Raw genomic sequence first — 24,302 nt, forward strand, 5'->3', positions numbered from 1 at the left:
ACGACCCCATCTAGCACACCGTTTGTAGGGGCGTTTTTAGGATTTCTGGTTCTGGATAAGCACCGAGAGCAACACAGGGTTTGAAATATCATAGTGTTGACCTTGCCGTTGACAGGGCGTTACGGATCCGTTTTCCTTTGCACCCAAAAAAGGATATTGCAGTTTCCAAGCGCCAACGCCGCTTGCACTGATGGCGCGCCCTGCGCATAGCAAGGCACTCGCGGCGCCCGGTCTCAAGGAGATACACCCCATGAAGGAACTCACAGAGTTAACCCTCCTGCCGCGTGTTTGCGGTTCTCCAGTCTGCCTGGCTCGCCCAACCCTTACTGCCATGCAGGAGTAGGGCATGTTCGAAGCGGCACGATTTGGCGATGAGCTTTCCCACACCGGTGCACTGGAAGGGTTCGTATTGGGCGCGGCATTGGGCATTGCCTTGGTCGCCACGGTGGCGGTTGTGACGTTCACCTGTGGGTTCGGCGCGGCACTTTTGGCGGGGCTTGCGGCAGGCGTGGGAGGTGGCCTGCTGACGGCTGCGGGCGAAGCCCTAAGCAGCCTGTTTTCTTCGCCCTCCGGCACGCTCTTCACGGGCTCGCCTGATGTATTTATCAACAGCCGCAAGGCCGCGCATATTGAAAAAAGCATCGGTGCCTGTAAGAAGCATTCCGGGCCGGTCAAGGTGGCCGAGGGCTCGACCAATGTCTTTATCAACGGCGTGGCAGCGGCGCGAAAGGGCGATAAGCTGACCTGTGGCGCCACCCTTTCCAGTGGCTCGGGCAACGTTTTCATCGGTGGCGGCAGGTATCGCTATCTGCCAGTAGATGATGAAATTCCCGGCTGGCTGCGCACCACGGTCGATACCTTGATGGCCGTTGCCGGCGCGGCGGGCGGCATCGCCCAGTTGCTTAAAACTGGCGCGCAGGCGGGTATGAAGGCCGGGCTGCCCTGCGCACTGAAATTCACGGCAGGCTTCGTGGCCGGCGAAGTAGCCACCCGCTACGTGGTCGAGCCGGTCGCGCGCCGTGCCATTGGTGGCCTGACAGGCAACCCGGTCGATACCACCACCGGCCGTAAGCTTATCCCGGATGAAATCGACTTCAGCCTGCCCGGCTTGATGCCCATCGAATGGTCGCGCTTCTACGCCAGCAACCTGGAGGTAGACAGCATGCTCGGTAAAGGCTGGGTACTCCCTTGGGAGCAAAGCCTGCGCAAACTGGGTGATTTTGTTTACCTCACGGATAACCAGGGCCGCACTGTCCCGTTCGTGGATGTAGCGCCTGGGCAGCGTATCTACAACCCTCACGAGCAGGTGTATCTGGTGTGTAGCGAGGGTGGGCATTACCTGCTGCAAACCCTGGACAACATGTTTTTCTATTTTGGCCAAGTACCGGACAACAACCAGCCTGTCCCGCTGGACCGCATCGAGAACGCACTCGGCCACTTCCTGCACTTCACCCGCACCAAACAGGGCACGCTGACCGACATCAGCGCCACCGGCGGGGTGCGTGTGCATTTGCACTACGACGAAGTGACCGCGCGGCTAAGCGCGGTCAAACGCATCGTCGATAACGAAGCAGTAGAAACACTGGTTCAATACCGTTACGACAGCAACGGGCAGTTGGCCGAAGTGTTCAACCGCAATGGCGATTCGGTACGCCGCTTCAGTTATACCCACGGCCTTATGGCTCACCACGGCAACGCACTGGGCCTGACCTGCGAGTACCGCTGGGAAACCCTGGGCGGCCAGCCGCGCGTTGTCGAACACCAGACCAGCGATGGCGAACACCTCCACTTCCGTTATGACCTGGAGCAGCGCACGACCTGGGTAACCGATACACTGGGCCGCGAGCTGGAGATCCACTACAACGAGGACCACCGTGTCACCTCCAGCCGCGATTATGGCGGCGAGCGCTACGTGATTGACCTCGACGATACCGGCAACATGACGGGCCTGACCCTGCCCGATGGTAATCGTTTGGCCTTTGAATACGACGAGTTCGCCCGACTGCTCAAGGAAACGGACCCACTCGGCCGCAGCATTCGTTACCAGTATCACCACCTGACCACGCTCATTACCCAAGTCGATTACCCCGATGGCAGCACCTGGAAAGCCCGCTATGATGCCAAAGGTAACCGGGTTGCCGAGATCGACGCGCTGGGCCATAAGACCGAATACCTCAACGGCGATGACGGCCTGCCCCACACCATCGTAGACCCTACGCTTAAGTCTACATACGTGTGGTGGAACACCCTGGCCCAGGTGCTGCGCTTGCAGGACTGCTCGGGCAAAAGCACCTGCTACCGCTATGACGAACGCCATCACCTGGTCGCCGTTACCGATGCCCTCAACCAGACCACAACCCTTGAGCGCAAGCCAGGCGGTGAAGTACTGCGCATCAGCCACCCGGATGGCACGGGCGAACGCTTTACCTATAACGAACTGGGTCAGGTGCTTACGCACACCGATGGCAAGGGCCAGACCACCCAGCTGCTACGCACTGCTCGCGGCCTGCCCCAATGGCGGCAGGATGCCAACGGGCAAACCGTTACCTACGAATACGACAACGCGATACGCCTGGTTGCCCTGACCAACGAAAACAGCGCCACCTACCGGTTCGCCTATGACGTTGCCGACCGCCTCATCGAAGAACAGCGCATTGACAACCTTACCCGCCGCTTTAGCTACAACCTGAGCGGGCACCTGACGCGGGTTGACGAAATCGGCTACGGCGAACGCGCCGAACGGCCACACCGCAGCACCGACTTCGAACGCGACGCCATTGGCCGCCTATTGGCCAAGCTCAACGAAGATGCACGGCAGGCCTATACCTACGATGAGGGTGACCGGCTACTATCGATTGAGCGAAACCCCACCTATGCCGGTAAAAAACTTGGTATCGATGCAGAGACACTGGCGTTTGCCTACGACCCGCTAGGCCGTCTGATCAAAGAAACCACGCCACAGGGCGAACTGGCCTACGAATACGATCCATTAAGCAACCTCACCACGCTTACGTTGCCTACGGGCCAACACCTGAACCACCTGTACTACGGCAGTGGCCACCTGCACCAGCTCAACCTTGACGGCCAACTGATCAGCGACATGGAGCGTGATGACCTGCACCGCGAGGTGTACCGCACCCAGGGTGCGCTCATCAGTTGCTTTGGCTACGACGCCATGGGCCGCAAGGCCTGGCAGTACGCCACACCCCTGCCTGCCGAGAAGCTATCCAAGGTCCAGAATCCGCTGATCCACCCAGAGCTTTACGTCGAGCACGCCTACAACCCAATCCACCGCCGCTACCACTATGACCCGGCAGGTGAACTTACCCGCACCTTGGACAAGCTGCGCGGCGAGATCAACTACACGTACGAGCCCAACGGCCAACTCTACAGCCGCGACACCGGTCGGTTGATCGACAGCGAGGAATTCCGCTACGACCCCGCCGCCAACCGCCTGAACTTCAACAGTCGGCAGTTCGACCACGTTAAAGACAACCGCCTTAAGCAATGGCGCGACCAGGAATACAGTTACGACCCCTGGGGCAACCTGATCGAAAAACGCACCGGCCACAGCAGGCTGCAAACCTTTAGCTACGACTGCGAAAACCGACTGGTACGGGCGCAAACTTATACTCAAGGCCGCCTCGAAAGCCTCGGCACCTACCGCTACGACAGCCTTGGGCGCAGGGTCGCCAAAACCTCCCATATCAACGGCAAACAAGAGCACAAGCGCTTCCTTTGGCAAGGCCTGCGCATGCTGCGCGAAGAGAGCCCAGGGCAGAGCAGCCTCTACCTCTACGAGCCCGGCAGCTATGCGCCACTGGCTCGAGTGGATAAAAAAGAAGGGGAGGGACAGAAGCTCTACTATTTCCACACCGACCAGATCGGTACGCCGCTCGAAATGACCGATGCTCAGGGCGAGATCGTGTGGCAAGCCACGTATCAAGCGTGGGGTACGATTGAAGCCTTGGCGGTCAATAAGGTCGAGCAGCATCTGCGGTTCCAAGGGCAGTACTTCGACGACGAAACCGGGCTGCACTACAATACGTTTAGGTATTACGACCCGGAGGTGGGGCGGTTTATTACTCAGGATCCGATCGGGTTATTGGGTGGAGACAATTTATATCAGTATGCGCCTAGTCCGGTTGGATGGATTGATCCGCTGGGGTGGTCGACTTGTGGTCCGAATAAGAAAACCAGTTATGAGGGCGTTAGTCGGCGAGATGCTTTTAGGCAAGCGAAGCGGGATATAGGAATTCCGAATAGTCAAGGCCCCAATAAAGTGCGACGGCACGATCTATTGGATGGTAATGGTAGTAAGATTTTAGGCAAAATGGGAAGGCCAGTAAAAACAAGAGAGTATGAATTCTTAGTCGGGAACAAGGATCCTGTCTATATTCAAGAGCATAGCTTGGGCCATGCGAAGGCAGTGCCCGGACATGGCGCGGAGCCTCACTTTAATGTACGGCTTGCTGACAGAATTAGAGGAAAGGCATTGAATACCAGCTCCGTACCTGGCACGCATGGACACTATAACTTCTAGGGGAATGATACATGTGGTTTGAGAATGCGGTAGGAAAGGAGCAGATCAAGTTTATGTTTGGCGGAGAGTTCTCGCTGGTCGACGTCCAGCTGGAAAACATATTCTTACATGAAATGACAAGTCTGCAGCTCCAGTTCTTATGTAAAAATATTCCTGAGAGTATTCCTGAGAAATGGAGGGGGAAAGGATTCAATGCAATAAGCTTGGTTTTTAGTGTGGGAGAAATTATTTCATTGGATATTCGAGGGAATAAAGTCGGATTTATATGTACGCCTGAAATTAGGTGTTCTCCGAAGAAAACCATTCTGTGCATAGAAAATAATGATCTGAATCTAAGTTGCGAGGCTCGGTTTTTGACTATAGATGGCTTCACCCCGTACATAGACGAAAGGTGGGACTAACTAACGCGCGGAATTTTATCTTTGCATTATTCGGTGGTTTTGAATGGTGAGGAGTGGGTTTTTGACGCAGTCGATAAAAGGCGATGGCGGCACGGCAACCTTTTTCCGCTTCGAAGACAAGGCTGGCGCAGAGCAGGTGATTGCTCACGCCGAGCGGAATATGGAGACCGAAATTGAACTGGACGAAAAACACGATGTTGGGAATAACCGTAAGGTTACAGTAGGCGGTAGTGCCAAAATTATTCAGAAAGACGCAGTGATGAGCATTTACGACCGTATTTCCGCGAAGCGAGTTGCCGATGAAGAGGCAGCGCGCAAGGCGGCGCTTGACGCGCCGGTCGTTGAAGCCAATCCCAAGCCTGAGCTCGAGCCCGCTACACCCCTGCAAGAAGTACCCAGTAGCTTCAGCTTCAGTGGTTTGAATCTGGCTTTTCCCGACACTGTCCGATTTATTACAGTCCAGGCCACCGTCGAATACAAAGGCCAGCCGCTTAGATTAGATATCAAGCGCCGGAATGCCACGCAGGGTGAAGTGTTGGAAACGCTATTCAAGCGCTCGGTCCAAGTATTCCACGCGCAGGCCACAGAACTACGCATCATTCGTCAGCGGGAGTTCACCCTGTTGGGGTGTGCCGCCAAGGCGATGGATTTTCATTTCAAAGTGGGCGGCACGGAACACCATGCACGCCTGGTAGGCGCTCTTGTTCCTCTCATGGGAAGTGATGCACGGCAGTGGCTGGAAATTTCTTGCCTGATCGACCCTACCCAGCCGGACCTAAGCAGTTGGCTAGTGGACTTCGACAGCATGCTGACTGAGCTTGCCCGCCGTTGATTTTTTGATGTAGGGAGTTTTTAGTACATGGACTACAGGTTGCAAGAAGGCAGCATCAAGCTGCCAGAAGGTTTCCAAGACCGCACAGTAAACATGTTCGTGTTGGGTTCGACACTTCCAGCACCCTTGAGCATCACAGTTTCCAGGGATACTTTGTTGCCTTCCGAGGCTCTAAAGGCCTATGTCGACCGCCAGCTTGAAATGCTTTCGTCCAAGCTGCGTGGCTATACGCTGCTAAGCAGGAAAACAGTATTGCTATCGACCACGGCACCGATCGAAGGCATCCAGATTGACGCGTATTACATGACCGATGGGCGGCCCTATTACCAGCGCCAAGCCGCCTTTTTGATCGAAGCAGAACGCGCAATGGTGTTCTCGACCACGGCTCAGGCTGATTTTAGTACCGAGCAAACCCAGGGTTGGGTAGACATGTTGGCCAGTTTCCAACCGCGTGTATCCTAACGCTCAAACACGCCTAACGCCTGGTCCAGGCTGGCCGGTGACAACGCCCCCAGGTGGCTGCCCAACAGGCGGCCATCGGCGCCATAGAACAAGGTAGTGGGCAAGGCCCTGGCGCCCACCTGCTGCATCAGGGTACTGGTGGCATCAAACAGTACATCGCCCATATTCACTCCCAAGGCGCCTAAAAAGGCCGCCACTGTGCCGGGGGTTTCCCCCTGGTTCACATAGACGAAGCGCAGCTCTGGGTGCTGCCGTTGAGCGGCTACCAAAGCCGGCATTTCTCGTCGGCAGGGCGGGCACCAAGTGGCCCAGAGGTTCACTACCAACGGCTGGCCCTGATACCGCGCCAGGCTGGCCCGCGCGCCTTGTGCGGTGGCCAGTGGCTGCTCGGGTACGCGGCTTTCCCCACGTTGCCAGTGCAGCAGGCCCATACCGACCAGCCAAAGGGCTAACCCGACCGCACACGCTAGCACCAGGGCCTGGCGCTGTGAGGGCGCGCGCCAACCGCGCAGGGCTGTGGCCAGTATTGCCGTGATCACGCCCAGCCATACCAAGAACCCGCCATCTCGGATGTCTATTACTTGCAAGGGCGCCTCTCGGTATTGAGCCCAGTACAGCCCGACGAAGCCCAGCCGGGCTACCACCAGCGCCAGTACGAACAGCCAGAATAAAACAGCGTCGGGCTGGCCGGGGCTGCCCGAGGGGACGCAGCGCCGAGCTACCCACATGGCGATGCCCAGTGCCACGAGCAAAATAAGATGGGACGTAGACAAGGCCAGCGGCCCCAGGGACAGGCTTAACATCAGGTACTCCAGCCAGGGTTTGGGGTAGAGCATGGCCGCCAGCGGTTAGAACGGTATTAAGCCATGCGCGCCGCTAATGCAGGGTTAATCGGGCAGGGTGTAACCTGCGCCCACGATAAAAGGTTACGCCCATGCATGTATTACTTTGTGAAGACCACGACCTGATCGCCAGCGGCATCGTTGCCGGCCTCACTGCCCAAGGCGCGGTGGTGGACCGTGTGGCCACCGCTGGCGCCGCCGAGGTTTTGCTCAAGGCCGCGCACTTCGATGTGGTGATCCTCGACCTGGGCCTGCCTGATGAAGACGGGCTCAAGCTGCTCAAGCGGTTGCGTCATCAAGCGGTGGCCTTACCGGTACTGGTGCTTACCGCCCGTGACGCGGTCACCGATCGAGTGGCTGGCCTGGAAGCCGGCGCCGACGACTACCTGCTCAAGCCCTTTGACCTGCGTGAACTCAACGCCCGGCTGCATACGCTGCTGCGCCGCATGGCTGGGCGCACCTTGAATCGCATTGAGCATGGCAGCCTGTGTCACGACCCTACTAGCCGGGAAACTTGGCTCGATGGTCAGCCGGTGGACCTGTCCCGGCGCGAACAGGCGTTATTGCAAGCGCTGCTGCGGCACCGCGGGCGGGTACTCAGTGCCGAGCAGCTTAAGGACAGCCTGTACGGGTTCAACGACGAAGTCGAAAGTAATGCCTTGAACGTACACATTCACCACCTGCGCCGCAAATTAGGTAGCGGGATTGTGGAGACGGTACGCGGGCTTGGTTATCGCCTTGGCCCGGCAGGCTCGGCCAGCAAGGGGTCGAAATGAGCTTGCGCCTGCGCTTGATCCTTATTTTGGGTGGCGCCTTCGTATTGATCTGGGCCCTGGCGGCGGCCTGGATGTTTCGCGACCTGCGTGGCCAAATGATGTTTTCCTTGGATCAGCGCCTGGTGGCCTCCGCCCGCATGGTGGTGGGCCTGGTAGAGCAGTTGCCATCGAGCCCAGGGCAGGGCAGTTCGCCCATCAGCGCCGACCAGGCCAGCATTCCCGATGGCATGGCCTGTAAGGTCAGCTCCTTGCGCGGGGAAATCCTCGCCACCAGCCAACAAGGCGTGGAGGCTTCCCTTGGGGGAGAGGGGGTGGGCTTTCATGACCAACTGATCGAAGGCGAGCATTGGCGCAGCTTCACCTTGAGCCAGGGCCAGGTGCGTATCACCACCGCGGATCGTCAGCAGGAGCGCGAAGCCCTTAACCAGGCTGTGGTGCTGGCCGCCTCGGTGCCTGTCGTCATGGCGTTGCTGGGTAGCCTGGGGGTGCTCTGGCTTGGCGTGGGGCAGGGCCTGGCACCGCTCAATCGCATTCGAGATGCCTTGACCCAGCGCAGCCCGGACGCCCTGGAGCCCCTCTGCGCGCGCCACCTGCCGTCGGAGTTGCGGCCCTTGGTGGACACCCAGAATCAACTGTTCGTACGCATCGGTCAGGCCATCGAGCGGGAGCGACGCTTGACCGACGATGCAGCCCACGAGCTGCGCAGCCCACTGACCGCCATAAAAACCCACCTGCAAGTCGCCCGCCTGACCCAGGGCAACGCCCATGAAATTGCCTTGGCCAACGCGGAAGAAGGGGCCGACCGCTTGCATCGAACCCTTGAACAGCTGTTGTTATTGGCGCGGGTGGAGGGGCGCCTGGTGTTCGAAGAGGGCCCCCCTGTGGCGGTGGCGGAGGTTGCCCGGCTGGCTATCAACGATACCAGCACAAGCGCAACGGGGCCTGTAAGCATCGAGCTGGCCGAGGGCATAGCCCAGGCGCCCTTGGCGGTGCCCCTTACGCTGGCAGTGGCCGCTTTACGCAACCTCTTAGACAACGCCGTACATCATGGCGATGGCGACCGGCCTGTACGTTTGCAGATGCGCCGCGATGGGGACCATGCCTTGTTCAGGGTCAGCGACAGTGGCCCTGGCCTCAAGCCCGATGAACTGGCTCATTTGACCGAGCGCTTCTGGCGTTCTTCTCACAGCCAAGGCTGTGGGTTGGGATTGGCCATCGTTCAAGCCATCGTGCAGCGTTGCCAAGGGAGGCTGGAGTTTCACCCGTTGCCCCAGGGGCTGCAGGTGGATTTGCATCTGCCGTTGGCCGCCGCCTCCGCGCCTGCATAGCCTGAGGCCGCTACCCCTCACGGCCAGTTGCCGGCCCTGCGGGCATTCGTCTAGTATGTTTGACAATAATCGCCCGTTTTCTTCGGATGCTCCCTGTATCCGGTTGTCTCTGAAGCCAGATGATCGAAATGTTTTACAACCGAACAACCCTGGTGGTACCTCGTGAACAGCGTAACCTCAAAAAGCCGGTGCAAACCGGTTGTCCTGATGACCATGGGCGTGCAAGAACGCAAAGGCCACCTTTACCAGGTGATGACCCACAAATACATCACCCCCCTCGTCGACATCGCTGGCTGCGTACCGGTACTGGTGCCCACCTGCTGCGGTATCGAAGGCCTGAACGCCTATCTGGACATGGCCGACGGTGTTTACCTGACCGGCGCCGGCTCCAATATCGATCCGACCTTGTATAACCAGGAAAACCTCACGCCCGAAAAAGCCCAGGACCGAGGCCGGGACGTGTTCGATATCGCGCTGGTCCGCGCGGCCCTGGACCGTGGCCTGCCGGTATTCGCCATCTGTCGCGGCATGCAGGAAATCAACGTAGCCCTGGGTGGGGATATCCACCAAAAACTCTACACGGTGCCTGGCGTACAAGATCATCGGGAAAACCCTGAGGACCCGGTGGCCGTGCAATATGCCGATAGCCATGGCGTAGCACTGAACGCCGGTAGCTGGCTGGCTGAGGCCGTGGGTAACGAGCATATTCGAGTCAACTCGCTCCATGGCCAGGGCATAGACCGCCTCGCCGAAGGCCTGGAAGTGTTGGGCCGGGCCCCCGATGGCACCATCGAAGCCTTCCACGGGCCGAGCATTTCCCCGTTTATGGTGGGCGTGCAATGGCACCCCGAATGGCAAGCCAGTGAGAACCCGGTTTCGGTCAAGCTGTTCGAGGCCTTTGGCGAAGCCTGCCGCCGTTTCCAGGCCGCTTGATCCCAGAACCCAGCGCAGTCATGCGAACCTACCAGGTGATGATGTTCGCTGGCTGAAGGCGCCAGTAAAACTGGCGAACAGTGCATCATTGACTGCCTGTGCCGTGGCTTCGCGAGCTTACGCTCGTTCTTACAGGAGATAGGTGCCGCCGCAGCCTTGGTCGCACCCATGGCAAGGTTTGCTATTCTGTGCGCCTTTAGCGAAACGCCATAAGGGCCACTTACTCCAAAAAGCCTATGACGACAAAGCCCCTTCATCACCCCGCCCGGCTGTCCCGCGCCGACCATAAAACCCTTGGCCTGGCCGCGTTGGGCGGTGCCCTGGAAATCTACGACTTCATCATCTTTGTATTTTTTGCCGTGACCCTGGCCAAGCTGTTCTTTCCTCCGGACATGCCCGAGTGGCTGCGCCAACTGCAGAGCTTCGGCATTTACCTGACCGGCTATGTGGCGCGCCCCCTGGGCGGTTTGGTGATGGCCCATTACGCTGACCGCCTGGGGCGCAAGCGGGTGTTTAGCCTGAGTATCCTGATGATGGCGCTGCCTTGCCTGGTGATTGGGGTAATGCCGGTATATGCCGATATTGGCTACCTGGCCCCCCTGGGGCTGCTGGTACTGCGGGTGTTGCAAGGGGTGGCGGTGGGCGGTGAGGTGCCCAGTGCCTGGGTGTTCGTGGCCGAACACATGCCTGCGGCCCGGCGCGGTTATGCCTTGGGCTTCCTGCAAGCGGGCCTGACCTTTGGCTACCTGTTGGGCGCCTTGGTGGCCACCGCGGTGGCGCGAGCGCTCACCCCGGAGCAGCTGCTTGAGTTTGGCTGGCGGGTACCTTTCGTGCTGGGTGGCGTATTCGGCGTGTTAGGTGTGTGGCTGCGTCGCTGGCTAAGTGAAACCCCGGTGTTTCTGGCAATGAACCAGCGCGGCGCGAGCCAGGGGAGTTCCCCTCTGGCACAGGTTCGTACGCACCACCGTGGCGCACTGTTGCCGGCCGTGGTGTTTACCTGTGTGCTGACCACGGCGGTAGTCCTGTTGGTGGTGCTCACCCCCTCATTGATGCAACAGCGCTTTGGCATGACAGCAGCCGATGCCTTTACCTTGAGTTGCCTGGGCATTGTGTTTCTTAACATTGGCTGTGTGTTGGCCGGCCTGCTGGTGGACCGCAACGGCCCATGGCCCACGCTGCGGCTGTATTGCCTATTACTGCCTCTGGGCAGCCTGGTGCTTTACGGTAGTTTGATGCTGGCACCGAGTTGGGTAGGGGTGGCCTACGCGGTGGCAGGGCTGTGCAGTGGGGTGGTGGGCGTAGTACCGGCGGTCATGGTAGGGCTGTTCCCGGCGCAGGTTCGGGTGTCGGGGATTTCCCTGGGGTACAACCTGGCCTATGCGCTATGGGCGAGTGTAACCACCTTGGGGTTGCTGGCCTTAGTGCCCTGGAGCCCATGGGTGATCGTGGGCTATAGCGCGGTAGTGGGGTTGGTAGGCCTATGGGGGTGTGGGGTTTGGCGGGGTAAGACTTGGGAGTAGTGACCAGGCGAGCGCAGATAGGCCAATTCGCTGGCTGGCGTCAGCTCCTACAGCCCGGTCGGGTGCGCACGAAAGCCCCTGGCACTCAACCTGATCGCGGCCAATCATCCCCAACCAGAAACAGCCGCTGGGTTTCGTGGGCGAACTCCCCCCAAGGCGTCATGCAAACAAGGAGTTGGGGAGGAGCATCGGTGGGGAGGGCTTCGAGCCACTGGCGCAGGGTGTCCAGGCTCCAGAGGCCCTTGGTAGGGCAGCGGGCAGGGGCGAGCCATTGGGTTTTGGGCAGGGGTTGCCAGTGACCGCGCGTATTGGCAGCCAATGCAGGCCATTGGCAACGGTGCAGCCAGGCACCGCGCAGGTGATCCGGGTTGGCGCCGGCTGGGGCTTCGCCATGCGCATGCCAGGGGTAGAACAGGTAGCCACCCAGCCACAGCCAGGGCTGTGGGGCGTGCAGCCCGAGGCTTTGCAGGCGCTGCCGAGCCGCCGGTTGGTTCGACAGCGGCAGCTGGTGGCTGGCCAAGTGCAGCAGTTTACGGTCCAGCCGGTCGGCCCGGCCCGGCCCTACCCAGTGCGAAGTGCTCTCGCCGCTGGCAGCGTCCAGGCCCAGATAGAACTTCACTGCCAGCTCTACATGGTGCACGCCGTCACGATCACGCAGCAGCGCGTCCATCTCGCCCAGGGTGTGCCCGTCTACCCGCACGGGTAGGTTTGCCGCCACCAGCTCCACCCCCGGTGCCTGGCGCAGGGCGAACTGCCACAGGCGCTCGTAATACACCCCCAGGCGGTGGTTCGAACTCGTAGCCAAGGCGTCGATCAAAAGACTGTCGTCCTCATCCAGCGCCCGCAGCCACTCACCGAGCCGCTCGGGTGCCTGGGCCCAGTCGCTGCCCTGCAAGGGGTGGCGTTGCGCCCAAGGCGCCTGGCTGAGCAAGGCGGGGGCGGTCAGGGCCCACGCCAGGTCGCGCACGGCAGGCCGGCGTAGCCGGCGAGGTAGTTCATGCAGTGAAGAAAATGGGTTCATTCGCGCAGCATAGCCGGTTATGCACGAGGTATTGACGCAAGCTGTCACTTGGCCCCGGCCCAAAGACGTGTTTTTGTCTGGCCCGGCGCTTTAGCTCATACTCGAGGCTTCGCCTCACCACGCGCTTGGGAGCCCCATGGAGCAGTTTCGTAATATCGGTATCATCGGCCGCCTTGGTAGCACCCAGGTACTAGACACCATCCGACGGTTGAAAAAATTCTTGGTGGAGCGGCACCTGCACGTGATCCTCGAAGATACCATCGCCGAAGTGCTACCTGGCCACGGTCAGCAAACTTCTACCCGCAAGCTGTTGGGCGAAGTGTGCGACCTGGTGATCGTGGTAGGCGGTGACGGTAGCCTACTGGGCGCGGCCAGGGCCCTGGCCCGGCATCATATTCCGGTATTGGGGGTAAACCGCGGCAGCCTGGGCTTCCTTACAGACATCCGCCCGGACGAGCTGGAAACCAAGGTTGCCGAAGTGCTTAACGGCCACTACCTGGTGGAAAGCCGCTTCTTGCTTGAAGCCGAAGTGCGTCGCCATGGCGAGGCCATCGGCCAGGGGGACGCGCTTAACGATGTAGTGCTACACCCTGGCAAGTCCACCCGCATGATCGAGTTCGAAATCTACATTGATGGCCAGTTCGTGTGCAGCCAGAAAGCCGACGGCCTGATCGTGGCCACGCCTACCGGCTCCACCGCCTATGCGCTCTCGGCGGGCGGCCCGATCATGCACCCCAAGCTCGACGCCATTGTGATAGTGCCCATGTACCCCCATACCTTAAGCGGCCGGCCCATCGTGGTCGACGGCAACAGCGAGCTGAAGATTGTGGTGGCCAAGGACATGACCATCTACCCGCAAGTCTCCTGCGATGGGCAGAACCATTTCACCTGCGCCCCTGGTGACACCATCACCGTCAAGAAAAAGCCGCAGAAACTACGGCTGATTCACCCGCTGGACCATAATTATTACGAGGTGTGCCGCACCAAGCTAGGGTGGGGCAGCAAGCTCGGCGGCGGAGGCGAGTGATGCTTGATCCCTCCCGAAGGTACGACCTGATCGGTGACGTGCACGGTTGCGCCCATACCCTGGAACACCTGCTCGATACCTTGGGCTACCGCCGTCGCGGTGGGGTATGGCAGCACCCGTCGCGCCAGGCAGTGTTCCTGGGAGATATCATCGACCGTGGGCCGCGCATCCGCGAAGCGCTGCACTTGATTCACGATATGGTCGAGGGCGGCCATGGCGCCTGCATCATGGGCAACCATGAGTTCAATGCGCTGGGGTGGGTCACGCCTGGGTTACCGGGCAGTGGGAAAGATTTCGTGCGCCAGCACACGCCCCGCCAGCAGCGCTTGATCCAGGCCACCCTGGACCAGTTCGCCCAGCACCCGGGCGACTGGGAGGCCTTTCTCGGCTGGTTCTATGAGTTGCCGCTGTTCGTCGACGCAGGGCGTTTTCGCCTGGTGCATGCGTGCTGGGACAGCACACTGATCGACTCGCTGCGCCAGGTATTCCCCACCGGCCAGGTGGACCAGCACTTCGTGCAGGCCGCCAGCGTGCCCCGCAGCTTTGCCGCAGCGGTATTCGACCGCCTGCTGCGTGGCACCGATATGCGCCTGCCTGGGGGCAGGGCCATCACCGGGGGGGATGGGCTGACCCGAGCGTCCTTCCGCACCAAGTTCTGGGAGGACGACCCGCAAACCTATGGTGACGTGGTGTTCCAACCGGACGCATTGCCCGACGATGTGGCCCGCACGCCGCTGAGCCACGACGATAAAAAAGCGCTGTTGCGCTACGGTGCCGACGAGCCTTTGCTGTTCGTGGGCCATTACTGGCGCAGCGGCCGCCCGGCGCCGATCCGCCCCAACCTGGCTTGCCTGGACTACAGCGCGGTGTTGTACGGCAAGTTGGTGGCTTACCGCCTGGACGACGAAACCAGGCTGGACCCTTCAAAATTCGTATGGGTGAACGTTAAACGCCCGGAGCATTCCCGTTGAAGCCCATACCTGCGTTACGTTTACCCTTGGCCCACGATTTGAGTGGCTTCGTGCGCCTGATGCGGCGCCTGCAAGTGCCTTATCGGGTAACCGAAGAGGGCTCGGAGCAGGTGCTGTGGGTGCCTACCGAGACCCTGGCCGAGCAGGTGGCTGCCCTGTACGCCCAGTACCCCGACGGCGATAGCGCGCCCATGGTCGCGAACCTGGGCCAAGCTGCCTTGCCAGGGCCGAGCCGCCTTCAACGGTTTTGGGCGCAATTGCGTGTAAGCCCGGTGACCGCGCTGGTGTTGCTGGCATGCCTGGTAGTGGGCGCGGTGAGCCTGCTGGGTGAGCACCTCGCCCCGCTGCATTGGCTGACGTTCGTGGACTTCCAACAGGAAGGTGACTACGCCTGGTTCAAACCCTGGATCGCCACCCTGGAAGCCGGGCAGTGGTGGCGCTTGGTGACGCCTATGTTTATTCACTTTGGCATCCTTCACCTGACCATGAACGGGTTGTGGTATTGGGAGCTGGGGCGTCGCATCGAAGCACGCCAAGGCTCGTTCGGGCTGGCTGGCCTTACCCTGCTGTTCGCCAGCGTCTCCAACCTGGCCCAATACCTGTGGAGCGGCCCGGCGCTGTTCGGCGGTTTGTCTGGCGTGCTGTACGGGCTATTGGGCCATTTGTGGCTGTTCAACTGGCTGGCGCCCACGCCGCTGTATCGCATGCCCAAGGGTGTGCTGATCATGATGCTGGCCTGGCTGGGCTTGTGCATGCTTGGGGCAGCCAGTGTGCTGGGCTTCGGCGACATCGCCAATGGCGCGCATTTGGGCGGTTTGTTGGTGGGTTGTGTGACGGGGCTATTGGGCGGCACGCTGGCGCGCCGTAGAATAAACTGATGGCGCTCGGCGATGCTGCGTTGAAAACGAACTCGGAATGCTCATTTACAGTAAGTAAACTGCGCTTGCTCACTCTTTTTCGCCTTGCCTAGCCGGCCGCGCCTGACCTTCGCTTGGTTATTTATAAACGCTGCGATGCGGATGCCCCCATGACCTCTTTCACCGATATGATCGAAAACATCACCCCTGACATCTACGAGAGCTTGAAGCTGGCGGTGGAGATCGGCAAATGGCCCGATGGGCGCAAGCTGACCCAGGAGCAGAAAGAGCTGTCATTGCAGGCGGTGATCGCCTGGGAAATGCAGAACCTGCCCGAGGACCAGCGCACCGGCTACATGGGCCCTCAGGAGTGCAGCTCCAAGGCCGCCCCCGTGGCTAACATTCTGTTCAAGTCGGACGCGATCCATTGAGTGAATTGGGTCGTGGTTCCGTCAGCAAAATGGCCATACGCATCGAAGACAACCTGGCTTGCTATGACCTGCGCCTGGGCGAGGCGCGGGTGCCGCTCAACCCCTTGATCGGCCAGCGCCTCGCCCTGGAGTACCTGGGTGCCATCCACTGTATCGCTTGTGGCAAACGCACCAAAACCAGTTACAGCCAAGGCTACTGCTACCCCTGCATGATGCGCCTGGCCTCTTGTGACCTGTGCATCATGAGCCCCGAGCGCTGCCATTATGAGCACGGCACCTGCCGGGAGCCGGCCTGGGGCGAGCAATTCTGCATGACCGACCATATCGTGTACCTGGCCAACAGCTCAGGTATCAAGGTTGGCATCACCCGGGCCACTCAACTGCCTACTCGCTGGCTGGACCAAGGCGCCAGCCAGGGCCTGCCGATTCTGCGTGTCAGTACGCGGCAGCAATCGGGCCTAGTAGAAGATTTGCTTCGCTCTCAGGTAGCCGACCGTACCAATTGGCGTGCATTGCTCAAGGGGCCGGCCGCCGAGGTCGACTTGCTCGCGGTGCGCGACCAACTGTTCGATAGCTGCGCGGCCGGCATCACCCTGTTGCAAGAGCGTTTTGGGCTACAGGCGATCCAGCCGCTGATCGACGCCCAGGTCCTGCGCATCGACTACCCCGTACAGGCTTACCCCACCAAGATTGCCAGTTTCAATCTGGACAAGACCCCGGTCGTTGAAGGCACCCTGATGGGCATCAAGGGTCAATACCTGATATTCGACACCGGCGTGATCAACATTCGCAAATACACGGCCTATCAGCTGGCCGTGCACCAGTAGAAGGAAAGGCCATGCGCACCGAACAGCCGAAAACGATCTACCTCAAGGACTACCGGGCCCCCGACTACCTGATCGACGAGACCCACCTCACCTTCGAGCTTCATGAGGACCATACGATGGTCCATGCCCAACTGGTGATGCGCCGCAACCCCAGCGCCGGGGAAGGGCTGCCGCCACTGGTGCTCGACGGCCAAGAACTGGAACTGCTGTCGATCAAACTGGACGACGCCGACTTGGCTGAAGGTGACTACAGCCTGGACGACCTGCACCTCACCGTGCAGCCAGGCGCCGAACGCTTCGTGCTGGACACTAGCGCACGCATCCACCCGGAAACCAACACCGCGCTGGAAGGCCTGTATAAGTCCGGCAAAATGTTCTGTACCCAGTGCGAGGCCGAGGGCTTTCGCAAGATCACCTGGTACCTGGACCGCCCGGATGTGATGAGCAAGTTCACTACCAGCTTGAGTGCAGACAAGCAGCGCTACCCCGTGCTGCTGTCCAACGGCAACCCGGTAGCCAGCGGGGAGGGCGAGGACGGCCGCCACTGGGCGACCTGGGAAGACCCCTTTATGAAGCCCGCGTACCTGTTTGCCTTAGTGGCCGGGGACCTGTGGTGCATCGAGGACACCTTCACCCGCGCCACCCAGGGCGATGTGACGCTGCGTATCTACGTAGAACCGGAGAACATCGACAAGTGCCAGCACGCCATGGACAGCCTGAAGAAATCCATGCGCTGGGATGAAGAAGTCTATGGCCGTGAATACGACCTGGACATTTTTATGATCGTGGCGGTGAACGACTTCAACATGGGGGCCATGGAAAACAAGGGCCTGAACATCTTCAACTCCAGCTGCGTGCTGGCCAAGGCCGAAACCGCTACCGACGCCGCCCACCAGCGGGTCGAAGCGGTGGTGGCCCACGAATACTTCCATAACTGGACCGGCAACCGGGTAACCTGCCGCGACTGGTTCCAGCTGTCGCTCAAAGAAGGCTTCACGGTGTTCCGCGACGCTGAATTCTCCGCTGACATGAACTCCCCGACCGTCAAGCGGGTAGAGGATGTGGCCTACCTGCGCACCCATCAGTTCGCCGAAGATGCAGGCCCCATGGCTCACCCCGTGCGCCCGGCCAGCTTTATGGAAATCTCCAACTTTTACACCCTGACCGTGTACGAAAAGGGTTCGGAAGTTGTGCGGATGCTTCGCACCCTGTTCGGCCCGGAAGGCTTCCGCAAGGGCAGCGACCTGTTCTTCGAACGGCACGACGGCCAGGCCGTGACCTGCGATGATTTCGTCAAGGCCATGGAAGAGGCTAACAGCGCCGACCTGACCCAATTTAAACGCTGGTACAGCCAAGCGGGCACGCCACGGCTCGCAGTGACCGAGGTCTTCGACGCCGCTGCCGGTACCTACAGCCTGACCTTCCGCCAAAGCTGCCCCGCCACCCCGGAAAGCGCAGAAAAACTGCCTTTCGTGATTCCTGTGGAGCTAGGCCTGCTCGACGCCCAGGGCCAGGACATCCCGCTGCAATTGCAAGGTGAGGCTACCGCCGGTGCCAGCACCCGCGTGCTGTCGGTGACCGAAGCCGAGCAAACCTTCACCTTTACCGGCCTTACCGAGCAACCACTGCCCTCGCTGCTGCGCGGGTTCAGCGCGCCGGTCAAGCTGCAGTTTCCTTATAACCGCGACCAGCTGATGTTCCTGATGCAGCACGACAGCGACGGCTTCAACCGCTGGGATGCTGGCCAGCAGTTGTCGGTGCAGGTGCTGCAGGAGCTGATTGACCAGCACCAGGCGGGGAAAGCGTTGAGCCTGGAGCCCCGGCTGATCGAAGCCTTCCGTACCCTGCTTACCGATACCCGCCTGGACCAAGCCATGGTTGCCGAAATGCTCTCGCTACCAGGTGAAGCCTATCTGGTGGAGCTAAGCGAAGTGGCTGATATCGACGCTATTCACGCAGCCCGCGAGTTTGCCCGCGTGAAATTGAGCGAAGCACTGTTCGATGAGCTGTGGGCCCGCTACCAGGCCAACCGCGAACTGTCCCGCGCTACGCCTTACCAGGCCAGCGCCGAACACTTTGCCCGGCGCAGCCTGCAGAACATCGCGCTGTCGTACCTGATGCTTAGTGGTCGTAAGGAAGTGCTGGATGCCACCCTGGAGCAGTTCGACCAGTGCGACAACATGACTGAACGCCTGACGGCCCTGGCCGTGCTGGTGAACTCGTCGTTTAATGCGGAAAAGGCCAAGGCCCTGGCGAGTTTTGCCGAGCATTTCAAGGACAACCCACTGGTGATGGACCAGTGGTTCAGCGTGCAAGCCGGCAGCGGCCTGCCAGGTGGCTTGGCCCGTGTGAAGGCCTTGATGCAGCACCCAGCGTTTAGCCTGCGCAACCCGAACAAGGTGCGTGCGCTAATTGGTGCCTTCGCCGGGCAGAACCACGTCAACTTCCATGCCCCGGATGGCAGCGGCTATCGCTTCCTGGCGGATTTGATCATCGAGCTCAACGCCCTGAACCCTCAGATCGCCGCCCGCCAACTCACGCCGCTGACCCGCTGGCGTAGGTTCGACAGCGCCCGCCAGGCGTTGATGAAGGCTGAGCTGGAGCGCATCAAGGCCAGCGGCTCGCTGTCCAGCGATGTGTTCGAGGTAGTAAGCAAAAGCCTGGCATAACCCCCCGCCCCCGTAGGAGCGAGCGCCAGCTCGCGAAAGCGTTTTTTTCGCCAGCTTCGCTGGCTCCTACCGGCCCAGGGTTTCAAGCAAATTATGTCCATCCCCGGCCCTGTGTGTAGGAGCGAGCGCCAGTTCGCGAACAGAGCTCGTTCGCCAGCTTCGCTGGCTCCTACAAGGTGGTGCTCAGAGCCCTAGGACCACGCTCAATGCATTACGGGCATCGTCCAATTGAACCAGTGCTGCCTGGCGGGCGCCGAGCGGATCTCGGCTCTCAATGGCGGTTAGAATCGCTTTATGCCTAGGCATGGCCAATTCATGCAGGTTAGGGCGTTGGTTGGAATGGCGCAGGGCCTCGCGCAACGCCATGCTCAACATGTTGCACAGATGGGCTAGCAGATCGTTGTGCGTGGCGTCGGCAATACGGCTATGAAAGTCTAGATCTGGTTGCAATAGGGCTTCCGGCGTACGCGCCTGCTCCATGCGCTCATAAGCTTCACCAATGGACGCAACGTCCTCGGCGGTGGCGTGTTGCGCGGCCAGGGCAGCCGCCGCCGGCTCAATGATCGCCCGAACGCTGGTGAGCAGGGTGAAAAAATCATTCTGCGGGGTGGTATGCATTACCCAATGCAGTACATCCGGGTCCAGCAGGTGCCACTCTCGCCGAGCCTTGACCACCGTGCCTACTCGGGGGCGCGAATACACCAACCCCTTAGCCACCAGCACACGGGTGGCTTCGCGTAACACTGGCCGGCTAACCGCGTACTCCTCGCACAACTGCGCCTCAGGCGGCAGCTTTTGGTCCGGCGGGAAGCGCCCGGACACGATATGCATGCCCAGCTCCTGCACGATGCGGGCATGCATGCTTTTGCGTTCGGAGGGTTTACGGTAGTCCATGGGGTGGGGCAACACCTGCGCGGGCGGAGTGGGCATGATAGCGCATGTAAGGGAGCAACCGAAGCGCGCACTGTGCGGCTTAAGGATCATAGCGCACTGTTCTCTTTTCAGTGTTACATATATCTAGCTAAAAATTTTTATGGTGTATGGTTGAAAATAATCTTATTTTCAACTGAACCTTAGGGTTTAATGATTCGAGGAAGTAAGGGCTGGCAGCAGTTAAAACATGCTTGTACAGGTCTGGATGCCCACTTTCAAAGTCGTGGGACGTTGAGCCAAGCTAGTGTGAGTTGTTCAAGTCAGCTAATTTGGGTTCGAACAGGTATGGATAGGTGGGGCGATGTGATGTTTAAGGTGAGCAGGTTTGGAGAAATCATCGGTTATACTAAGCGACTGCCTTCAACAGCGTGACGCTAGCCAGAAATCTGGCCTCGGGTTGATAAATAATCTAATGGCGGCCGCACTCTTGGAGAGCTGTTCCCCCAGGCAGTATAGGGAGCTGGATAAACAAAATTTAATCGAACGGGCTGCTGCCGATGCTGACGCTGACCTTATAGCATATGTCTCTAAAGACCCAGCATCGATAGGTTGCCCGGAGTTTGTTGCTAAATGTTATACATCGTACGCGGCTGTATTGCACTATCGTTTGGCTCGTCGTTTGTATACCTCATCCTCACAATTTCCTAAATTAGAAGCCGAAATGCTCGCCGGGTTGATTTCAAGGCGGGGAAAGCTTCTTTCCGGTGCGGAACTACATTTCCGCTCCAAAATCGGTGCGCGTTTTGTGTTAGACCACGGTTATGGAACCGTCATTGGCGAAACTACGGTGATTGGCGAAGACTGTTATGTTTTAGGTTGCGTAACGCTTGGGGCAAGAGGAATAAGCAGAAATTCGCCAAATAAGCGTCATCCGATAATAGGTAACGGAGTAGAAATCGGTGCGTTTGCGAGTGTATTTGGAGCAGTGAGTGTTGGTGATAAAGCTTTTATCGGGCCTGGTTGCATAATAACGAATAACGTTCCAGCAGGTGCGCGCGTTCAATTGAAGACATCGCTCCAAGTCGTTTTAGAGGTGTAGTATGGTAACTAATAGTAATGGCTTTCGACGTACCGAAAAGCTCTATTATGAAAGCCAATATCTTAGATCTGCTAGCGCGGTAGTCCTTCGCATATACCCCAATGCAATCGAACTGGATAGAACTGTTGCATACCCTGAAGGTGGAGGTCAGGAGGCTGATACTGGGGTGATCCAGACAGCGGCGGGCATACTAAGATTCGTAGGAGCAAAAAAGATGTACGGCGCACCCATTGAACTCAAGGGCTTTAAAGGGGGCACGGTTGGGGGCGTTATTCTTCATCTCATACACCCCGACGATTGGCCGGCCCTTGAAAGAGTAAATGAAGGTACGCCAGTCAGAGTGGCGATAGATATTGAGCGCCGGCAACGTTTGACCATAGCGCATAGCGCCAGCCATTTTCTTTACGCCGCAGCTATAAAGCTTCGCAAGGAGCTTGAACAGTGCACATTGGGCTGCCATATAAAGGAGACATCAGCGCGTTTTGATTTCTTGGTAGATCAGCCCTTCCATGCTGAGGAGGTTTTGAGTATAGAAAAAACGGCGAACGACCTAATAGCAATGAATCTAAAAATTGAGCACCTCCCCGTAAGCGACTTTCAAGACGCGCGAATATGGAAATATCAAGGGATTGAAATTCCCTGCGGAGGAACCCATTTGGTTTCTCCGGCCGACATAGGGCCTATAAGTGTTCGACGGAAGCGGCTAGGTAAAAGGAAAGAACGGTTAAGCTGTTTTTTTGAAAGCTGCAAGGTTGGCCTAGCCGATTATCACGAGGAGGCATTGTGATTAATTTGCCCTACCAAACCTATCTATATTTCGTCGGACAGGCAATCAACCTTACCGCTGCGGTGATGTCAGTGACGATGGCTGCTATCGTGGGTTCAATGCTTGCCCCGCAGCAGTCTTTGTCTACGCTGCCTTATGGTTTCCAGTTCCTATTTGTGATGCTAGCAACCTACCCTGTAGCCAAGATGATGGAGCGCATTGGCCGTAAAAAATCATTTTTGGTCGGGGTTATCCCATTGGCAGCTGCGGGTATGACCGGGTTCGCAGCCGTTGAATATGGCAGCTTCAACGCCCTTATAGCGAGCCACGCCTTACTAGGTATTTACATCGCGTTCGGTAATTTCAACAGGTTTGCGGCCACCGACAATTTGAAACCTAGCTTAAAGCCCAAGGCGCTCTCGCTGGTCGTAGCCGGCGGCGTACTGGCAGCCGTTTTAGGCCCTACACTGACTGAGCTATTTCGAGAAGTGCCCGGCTATGGCCTTTTTTCTCTATGTTATGCGGCTTTAACCGGGCTAGCGGTTGTATTGGCGTTTGTTGTAGTGAGCTTGCCGAGTGATCCAATGGCTGGAATAAGCCCTCAGGTAAGCCTGACAGCCTCTGTTGTCGCAGCCCCTTCACATCAGGCTCGAACCATGGTGCTAATAGCGATGTGTGCCTCTGCGCTAGGTTATGGCGTGATGAATCTGCTTATGGTGCAGGCCTCTAGCCATATGGTCCACATGGGAGAAGAGTTCGGGAACATAAAATTTGCGATCCAGCTTCACGTTCTAGCTATGTTTCTACCCGCCTTTGTGACTGGTCTGCTGATCCAGAAGGTAGGCGCAAAAAATATTATTTGTGTTGGGTTCATAATGTTACTTGGATCGACTGCACTGAACATTATAGCGCCGACCTATTTTAATATGATTGTAGCGCTGATCGTGCTGGGTATAGGATGGAACTTTGCTTACGTAGGCGGCTCATTGCTGAACGAAGCTGCTTCTGAAGAGGCTAGGTATAGTGTCCAGGGAAGGAATGATCTGGCAGTTGCCGTGTGTGCCACTGTGGGCGCGTTCGCACCTTCCATATTGCTAGATATCATCGGTTGGGAAGGGACCAACCTGCTGAGCTTTATAGCCTGCGCCTCTCTTTTGGTAGCAACAGTTTTTTTGGTTAAACGAAAAAGCTCCCTCAATTAACTATCGAAAGGAGGTCTATATGAGCAGGTTGATCAATAGTTTAGGTCGAATTTACACCAAGCTCGAAATGGATAATCCCAGCGGAAGCCATAAGTATCGGGCTGCGACTGAAATTATTAATGCGGCCCTAAGATCCGGAAAGATAACCCCTGGTAAAACCACGATAATAGAGAAATCGGGAGGAAATTTTGGATTAGGCCTTATCGCAGCTTGTCAAAAATATAGGGTTTCAGTCGAATTGGCTGTTGGGCTCGGTTTCAGCCGAGCCAAGAGAGAGTTTTTGGAATGCTCTGGCGCTCGCTTGATAGGCAAGGACCTGCTCGCAACAGGCGCTTCGCCAAAAGAAGTTATCAGTTATTATCTTGAAAACCAGGAGTGCATGGGGAAGTCTTACTATTACCCGGATCAATTCAGTAATAAGCTTGCAGTGGATGCTCATCGATATGAGACGGCCGCAGAGCTGGCGGCGCAACTTCTCGTTGCTGGTGTAGAGGGAAAAATTGTCTTCGTCGGGTGTGCCGGAACCGGGGCCAGTTTCACTGGGGTTGTGCTGGGTTTAAAAGATCAAGGTTTCGATGTATCCACGATATTGGTAGAACCACTAGGCTGTAATTCAAGGCAAGGGCATTTCCTATGCCACCGCTTTGAAGGTGCGGCGGTAGGTGTAAGCCCCCCTTTTTAAGAATGGACGTTGGTTGATGAAGTAATGTGCATAGATCAAGAATCAATGCTGATGGCGCAGCGTATTTTTTACCAGGAAACGGGCTTTTTTATCGGGAATACGTCAGCGGCTTGCTTTGCGGCTGCAAGGTCTATACATGTTCAAGAAGGTAAGCAAGCTGCCTTTGTAGTGGTCTACTAACCCCGGACACTTTTTTAGGCGAAAATGGTCGCCACACAGAGGTGTTCGATGAGCAGACAA

General features: G+C 58.3%; 21 protein-coding genes and 1 pseudogene. 19 read left to right on the forward strand and 3 right to left on the reverse strand.

Annotation, left to right across the window (positions count from 1 at the left end):
- The first annotated feature begins 346 nt into the window (after positions 1-346).
- The 5 genes and pseudogenes from ACWKV4_RS12840 (at position 347) to ACWKV4_RS12860 (ending at position 6,238) form a co-directional block, all read left to right on the forward strand.
- The gene (locus ACWKV4_RS12840; protein WP_483832320.1) at positions 347-4,543 is read left to right on the forward strand and encodes an RHS repeat-associated core domain-containing protein; all 4,197 of its coding nucleotides are present in this window, start codon (positions 347-349) and stop codon (positions 4,541-4,543) included.
- An 11-nt stretch (positions 4,544-4,554) separates the two neighbouring features.
- A complete protein-coding gene (locus ACWKV4_RS12845) occupies positions 4,555-4,944 on the forward strand; it encodes an Imm50 family immunity protein (RefSeq protein ID WP_483832319.1) in 390 nt (129 codons plus the stop codon).
- Positions 4,945-4,993: 49 nt separating this feature from the next.
- Positions 4,994-5,212: pseudogene (locus ACWKV4_RS12850) on the forward strand (bacteriophage T4 gp5 trimerisation domain-containing protein); the annotation flags it as partial.
- Complete coding sequence (locus ACWKV4_RS12855; protein ID WP_483832476.1) at positions 5,204-5,776, forward strand: hypothetical protein; 573 nt, start codon at positions 5,204-5,206, stop codon at positions 5,774-5,776. The pseudogene ACWKV4_RS12850 and the gene ACWKV4_RS12855, both read left to right, overlap by 9 nt.
- A gap of 27 nt (positions 5,777-5,803) precedes the next feature.
- On the forward strand, positions 5,804-6,238 hold the full coding sequence (locus ACWKV4_RS12860) for a DcrB-related protein (RefSeq protein WP_483832318.1): 435 nt from the start codon (positions 5,804-5,806) through the stop codon (positions 6,236-6,238).
- On the opposite strand, the gene ACWKV4_RS12865 is transcribed toward ACWKV4_RS12860, so the two are convergent.
- Complete coding sequence (locus ACWKV4_RS12865) at positions 6,235-7,041, reverse strand: prolipoprotein diacylglyceryl transferase family protein (protein ID WP_483832475.1); 807 nt, start codon at positions 7,039-7,041, stop codon at positions 6,235-6,237. The two genes, ACWKV4_RS12860 and ACWKV4_RS12865, sit on opposite strands and share 4 nt — an antisense overlap.
- A gap of 131 nt (positions 7,042-7,172) precedes the next feature.
- Here ACWKV4_RS12865 and ACWKV4_RS12870 point away from each other — a divergent pair, with 131 nt between their 5' ends.
- The 4 genes from ACWKV4_RS12870 (at position 7,173) to ACWKV4_RS12885 (ending at position 11,637) form a co-directional block, all read left to right on the forward strand.
- A complete protein-coding gene (locus tag ACWKV4_RS12870; protein ID WP_483832317.1) occupies positions 7,173-7,856 on the forward strand; it encodes a response regulator in 684 nt (227 codons plus the stop codon).
- Positions 7,853-9,184, forward strand: a complete 1,332-nt coding sequence (locus ACWKV4_RS12875; RefSeq protein ID WP_483832316.1) for an ATP-binding protein — start codon at positions 7,853-7,855, stop codon at positions 9,182-9,184. Before ACWKV4_RS12870 ends, ACWKV4_RS12875 begins: the two co-directional genes overlap by 4 nt.
- 207 nt (positions 9,185-9,391) lie before the next feature.
- On the forward strand, positions 9,392-10,117 hold the full coding sequence (locus ACWKV4_RS12880; RefSeq protein ID WP_483832474.1) for a gamma-glutamyl-gamma-aminobutyrate hydrolase family protein: 726 nt from the start codon (positions 9,392-9,394) through the stop codon (positions 10,115-10,117).
- A gap of 236 nt (positions 10,118-10,353) precedes the next feature.
- The gene (locus ACWKV4_RS12885) at positions 10,354-11,637 is read left to right on the forward strand and encodes an MFS transporter (RefSeq protein ID WP_483832315.1); all 1,284 of its coding nucleotides are present in this window, start codon (positions 10,354-10,356) and stop codon (positions 11,635-11,637) included.
- An 85-nt stretch (positions 11,638-11,722) separates the two neighbouring features.
- Here the strand turns inward: ACWKV4_RS12885 and ACWKV4_RS12890 are convergent, their stop codons facing one another.
- A complete protein-coding gene (locus ACWKV4_RS12890) occupies positions 11,723-12,658 on the reverse strand; it encodes a DUF1853 family protein (RefSeq protein ID WP_483832314.1) in 936 nt (311 codons plus the stop codon).
- A gap of 136 nt (positions 12,659-12,794) precedes the next feature.
- On the opposite strand from ACWKV4_RS12890, the gene ACWKV4_RS12895 reads away from it, so the two are divergent.
- The 6 genes from ACWKV4_RS12895 (at position 12,795) to pepN (ending at position 19,440) form a co-directional block, all read left to right on the forward strand.
- Complete coding sequence (locus tag ACWKV4_RS12895) at positions 12,795-13,685, forward strand: NAD(+) kinase (RefSeq protein WP_483832313.1); 891 nt, start codon at positions 12,795-12,797, stop codon at positions 13,683-13,685.
- Entirely contained in the window at positions 13,685-14,656 is a 972-nt protein-coding gene (locus ACWKV4_RS12900) for a metallophosphoesterase (RefSeq protein ID WP_483832312.1), read from the forward strand. The genes ACWKV4_RS12895 and ACWKV4_RS12900 overlap by 1 nt, the downstream gene beginning before the upstream one ends.
- Positions 14,653-15,534: a rhomboid family intramembrane serine protease gene (locus ACWKV4_RS12905; protein ID WP_483832311.1), complete on the forward strand. Its 882-nt coding sequence runs from the start codon at positions 14,653-14,655 to the stop codon at positions 15,532-15,534. The genes ACWKV4_RS12900 and ACWKV4_RS12905 overlap by 4 nt, the downstream gene beginning before the upstream one ends.
- A 149-nt stretch (positions 15,535-15,683) precedes the next feature.
- Entirely contained in the window at positions 15,684-15,944 is a 261-nt protein-coding gene (locus ACWKV4_RS12910; protein WP_483832310.1) for a YeaC family protein, read from the forward strand.
- Complete coding sequence (locus ACWKV4_RS12915) at positions 15,941-16,771, forward strand: DUF2797 domain-containing protein (protein ID WP_483832309.1); 831 nt, start codon at positions 15,941-15,943, stop codon at positions 16,769-16,771. The genes ACWKV4_RS12910 and ACWKV4_RS12915 overlap by 4 nt, the downstream gene beginning before the upstream one ends.
- 11 nt (positions 16,772-16,782) lie before the next feature.
- Complete coding sequence (gene pepN / locus ACWKV4_RS12920) at positions 16,783-19,440, forward strand: aminopeptidase N (protein ID WP_483832308.1); 2,658 nt, start codon at positions 16,783-16,785, stop codon at positions 19,438-19,440.
- 183 nt (positions 19,441-19,623) lie between these two features.
- Here pepN and ACWKV4_RS12925 read toward each other — a convergent pair whose 3' ends face one another.
- Complete coding sequence (locus ACWKV4_RS12925; RefSeq protein WP_483832473.1) at positions 19,624-20,334, reverse strand: FadR/GntR family transcriptional regulator; 711 nt, start codon at positions 20,332-20,334, stop codon at positions 19,624-19,626.
- Between the two features lie 382 nt (positions 20,335-20,716).
- Between ACWKV4_RS12925 and ACWKV4_RS12930 the strand changes: the two genes are divergently transcribed.
- From ACWKV4_RS12930 to ACWKV4_RS12945, 4 genes are read left to right on the forward strand one after another with little or no spacing between them, the layout of a single operon-like run.
- Complete coding sequence (locus tag ACWKV4_RS12930) at positions 20,717-21,412, forward strand: serine O-acetyltransferase (RefSeq protein WP_483832472.1); 696 nt, start codon at positions 20,717-20,719, stop codon at positions 21,410-21,412.
- Between the two features lies 1 nt (position 21,413).
- Positions 21,414-22,199 (forward strand): alanyl-tRNA editing protein, encoded by a 786-nt coding sequence (locus ACWKV4_RS12935; RefSeq protein WP_483832307.1) that lies wholly within the window; start codon positions 21,414-21,416, stop codon positions 22,197-22,199.
- The gene (locus ACWKV4_RS12940; protein ID WP_483832471.1) at positions 22,193-23,380 is read left to right on the forward strand and encodes an MFS transporter; all 1,188 of its coding nucleotides are present in this window, start codon (positions 22,193-22,195) and stop codon (positions 23,378-23,380) included. Before ACWKV4_RS12935 ends, ACWKV4_RS12940 begins: the two co-directional genes overlap by 7 nt.
- A gap of 19 nt (positions 23,381-23,399) precedes the next feature.
- Positions 23,400-24,062 (forward strand): pyridoxal-phosphate dependent enzyme, encoded by a 663-nt coding sequence (locus tag ACWKV4_RS12945; protein ID WP_483832306.1) that lies wholly within the window; start codon positions 23,400-23,402, stop codon positions 24,060-24,062.
- Positions 24,063-24,302 lie beyond the last annotated feature (240 nt).

It is taken from the genome of Pseudomonas artemisiae (genome assembly GCF_057128685.1).

Excerpts from the sequence above, each read along its gene's own strand:
- ACWKV4_RS12840 (WP_483832320.1), top strand. The coding sequence starts at position 347 with ATGTTCGAAGCGGCACGATTTGGCGATGAGCTTTCCCACACCGGTGCA.
- ACWKV4_RS12845 (WP_483832319.1), top strand. The coding sequence starts at position 4,555 with ATGTGGTTTGAGAATGCGGTAGGAAAGGAGCAGATCAAGTTTATGTTT.
- ACWKV4_RS12855 (WP_483832476.1), top strand. The coding sequence starts at position 5,204 with ATGAGCATTTACGACCGTATTTCCGCGAAGCGAGTTGCCGATGAAGAG.
- ACWKV4_RS12860 (WP_483832318.1), top strand. The coding sequence starts at position 5,804 with ATGGACTACAGGTTGCAAGAAGGCAGCATCAAGCTGCCAGAAGGTTTC.
- ACWKV4_RS12865 (WP_483832475.1), bottom strand. The coding sequence starts at position 7,041 with ATGTTAAGCCTGTCCCTGGGGCCGCTGGCCTTGTCTACGTCCCATCTT.
- ACWKV4_RS12870 (WP_483832317.1), top strand. The coding sequence starts at position 7,173 with ATGCATGTATTACTTTGTGAAGACCACGACCTGATCGCCAGCGGCATC.
- ACWKV4_RS12875 (WP_483832316.1), top strand. The coding sequence starts at position 7,853 with ATGAGCTTGCGCCTGCGCTTGATCCTTATTTTGGGTGGCGCCTTCGTA.
- ACWKV4_RS12880 (WP_483832474.1), top strand. The coding sequence starts at position 9,392 with ATGACCATGGGCGTGCAAGAACGCAAAGGCCACCTTTACCAGGTGATG.
- ACWKV4_RS12885 (WP_483832315.1), top strand. The coding sequence starts at position 10,354 with ATGACGACAAAGCCCCTTCATCACCCCGCCCGGCTGTCCCGCGCCGAC.
- ACWKV4_RS12890 (WP_483832314.1), bottom strand. The coding sequence starts at position 12,658 with ATGAACCCATTTTCTTCACTGCATGAACTACCTCGCCGGCTACGCCGG.
- ACWKV4_RS12895 (WP_483832313.1), top strand. The coding sequence starts at position 12,795 with ATGGAGCAGTTTCGTAATATCGGTATCATCGGCCGCCTTGGTAGCACC.
- ACWKV4_RS12900 (WP_483832312.1), top strand. The coding sequence starts at position 13,685 with ATGCTTGATCCCTCCCGAAGGTACGACCTGATCGGTGACGTGCACGGT.
- ACWKV4_RS12910 (WP_483832310.1), top strand. The coding sequence starts at position 15,684 with ATGACCTCTTTCACCGATATGATCGAAAACATCACCCCTGACATCTAC.
- pepN (WP_483832308.1), top strand. The coding sequence starts at position 16,783 with ATGCGCACCGAACAGCCGAAAACGATCTACCTCAAGGACTACCGGGCC.
- ACWKV4_RS12925 (WP_483832473.1), bottom strand. The coding sequence starts at position 20,334 with ATGGACTACCGTAAACCCTCCGAACGCAAAAGCATGCATGCCCGCATC.
- ACWKV4_RS12935 (WP_483832307.1), top strand. The coding sequence starts at position 21,414 with ATGGTAACTAATAGTAATGGCTTTCGACGTACCGAAAAGCTCTATTAT.
- ACWKV4_RS12945 (WP_483832306.1), top strand. The coding sequence starts at position 23,400 with ATGAGCAGGTTGATCAATAGTTTAGGTCGAATTTACACCAAGCTCGAA.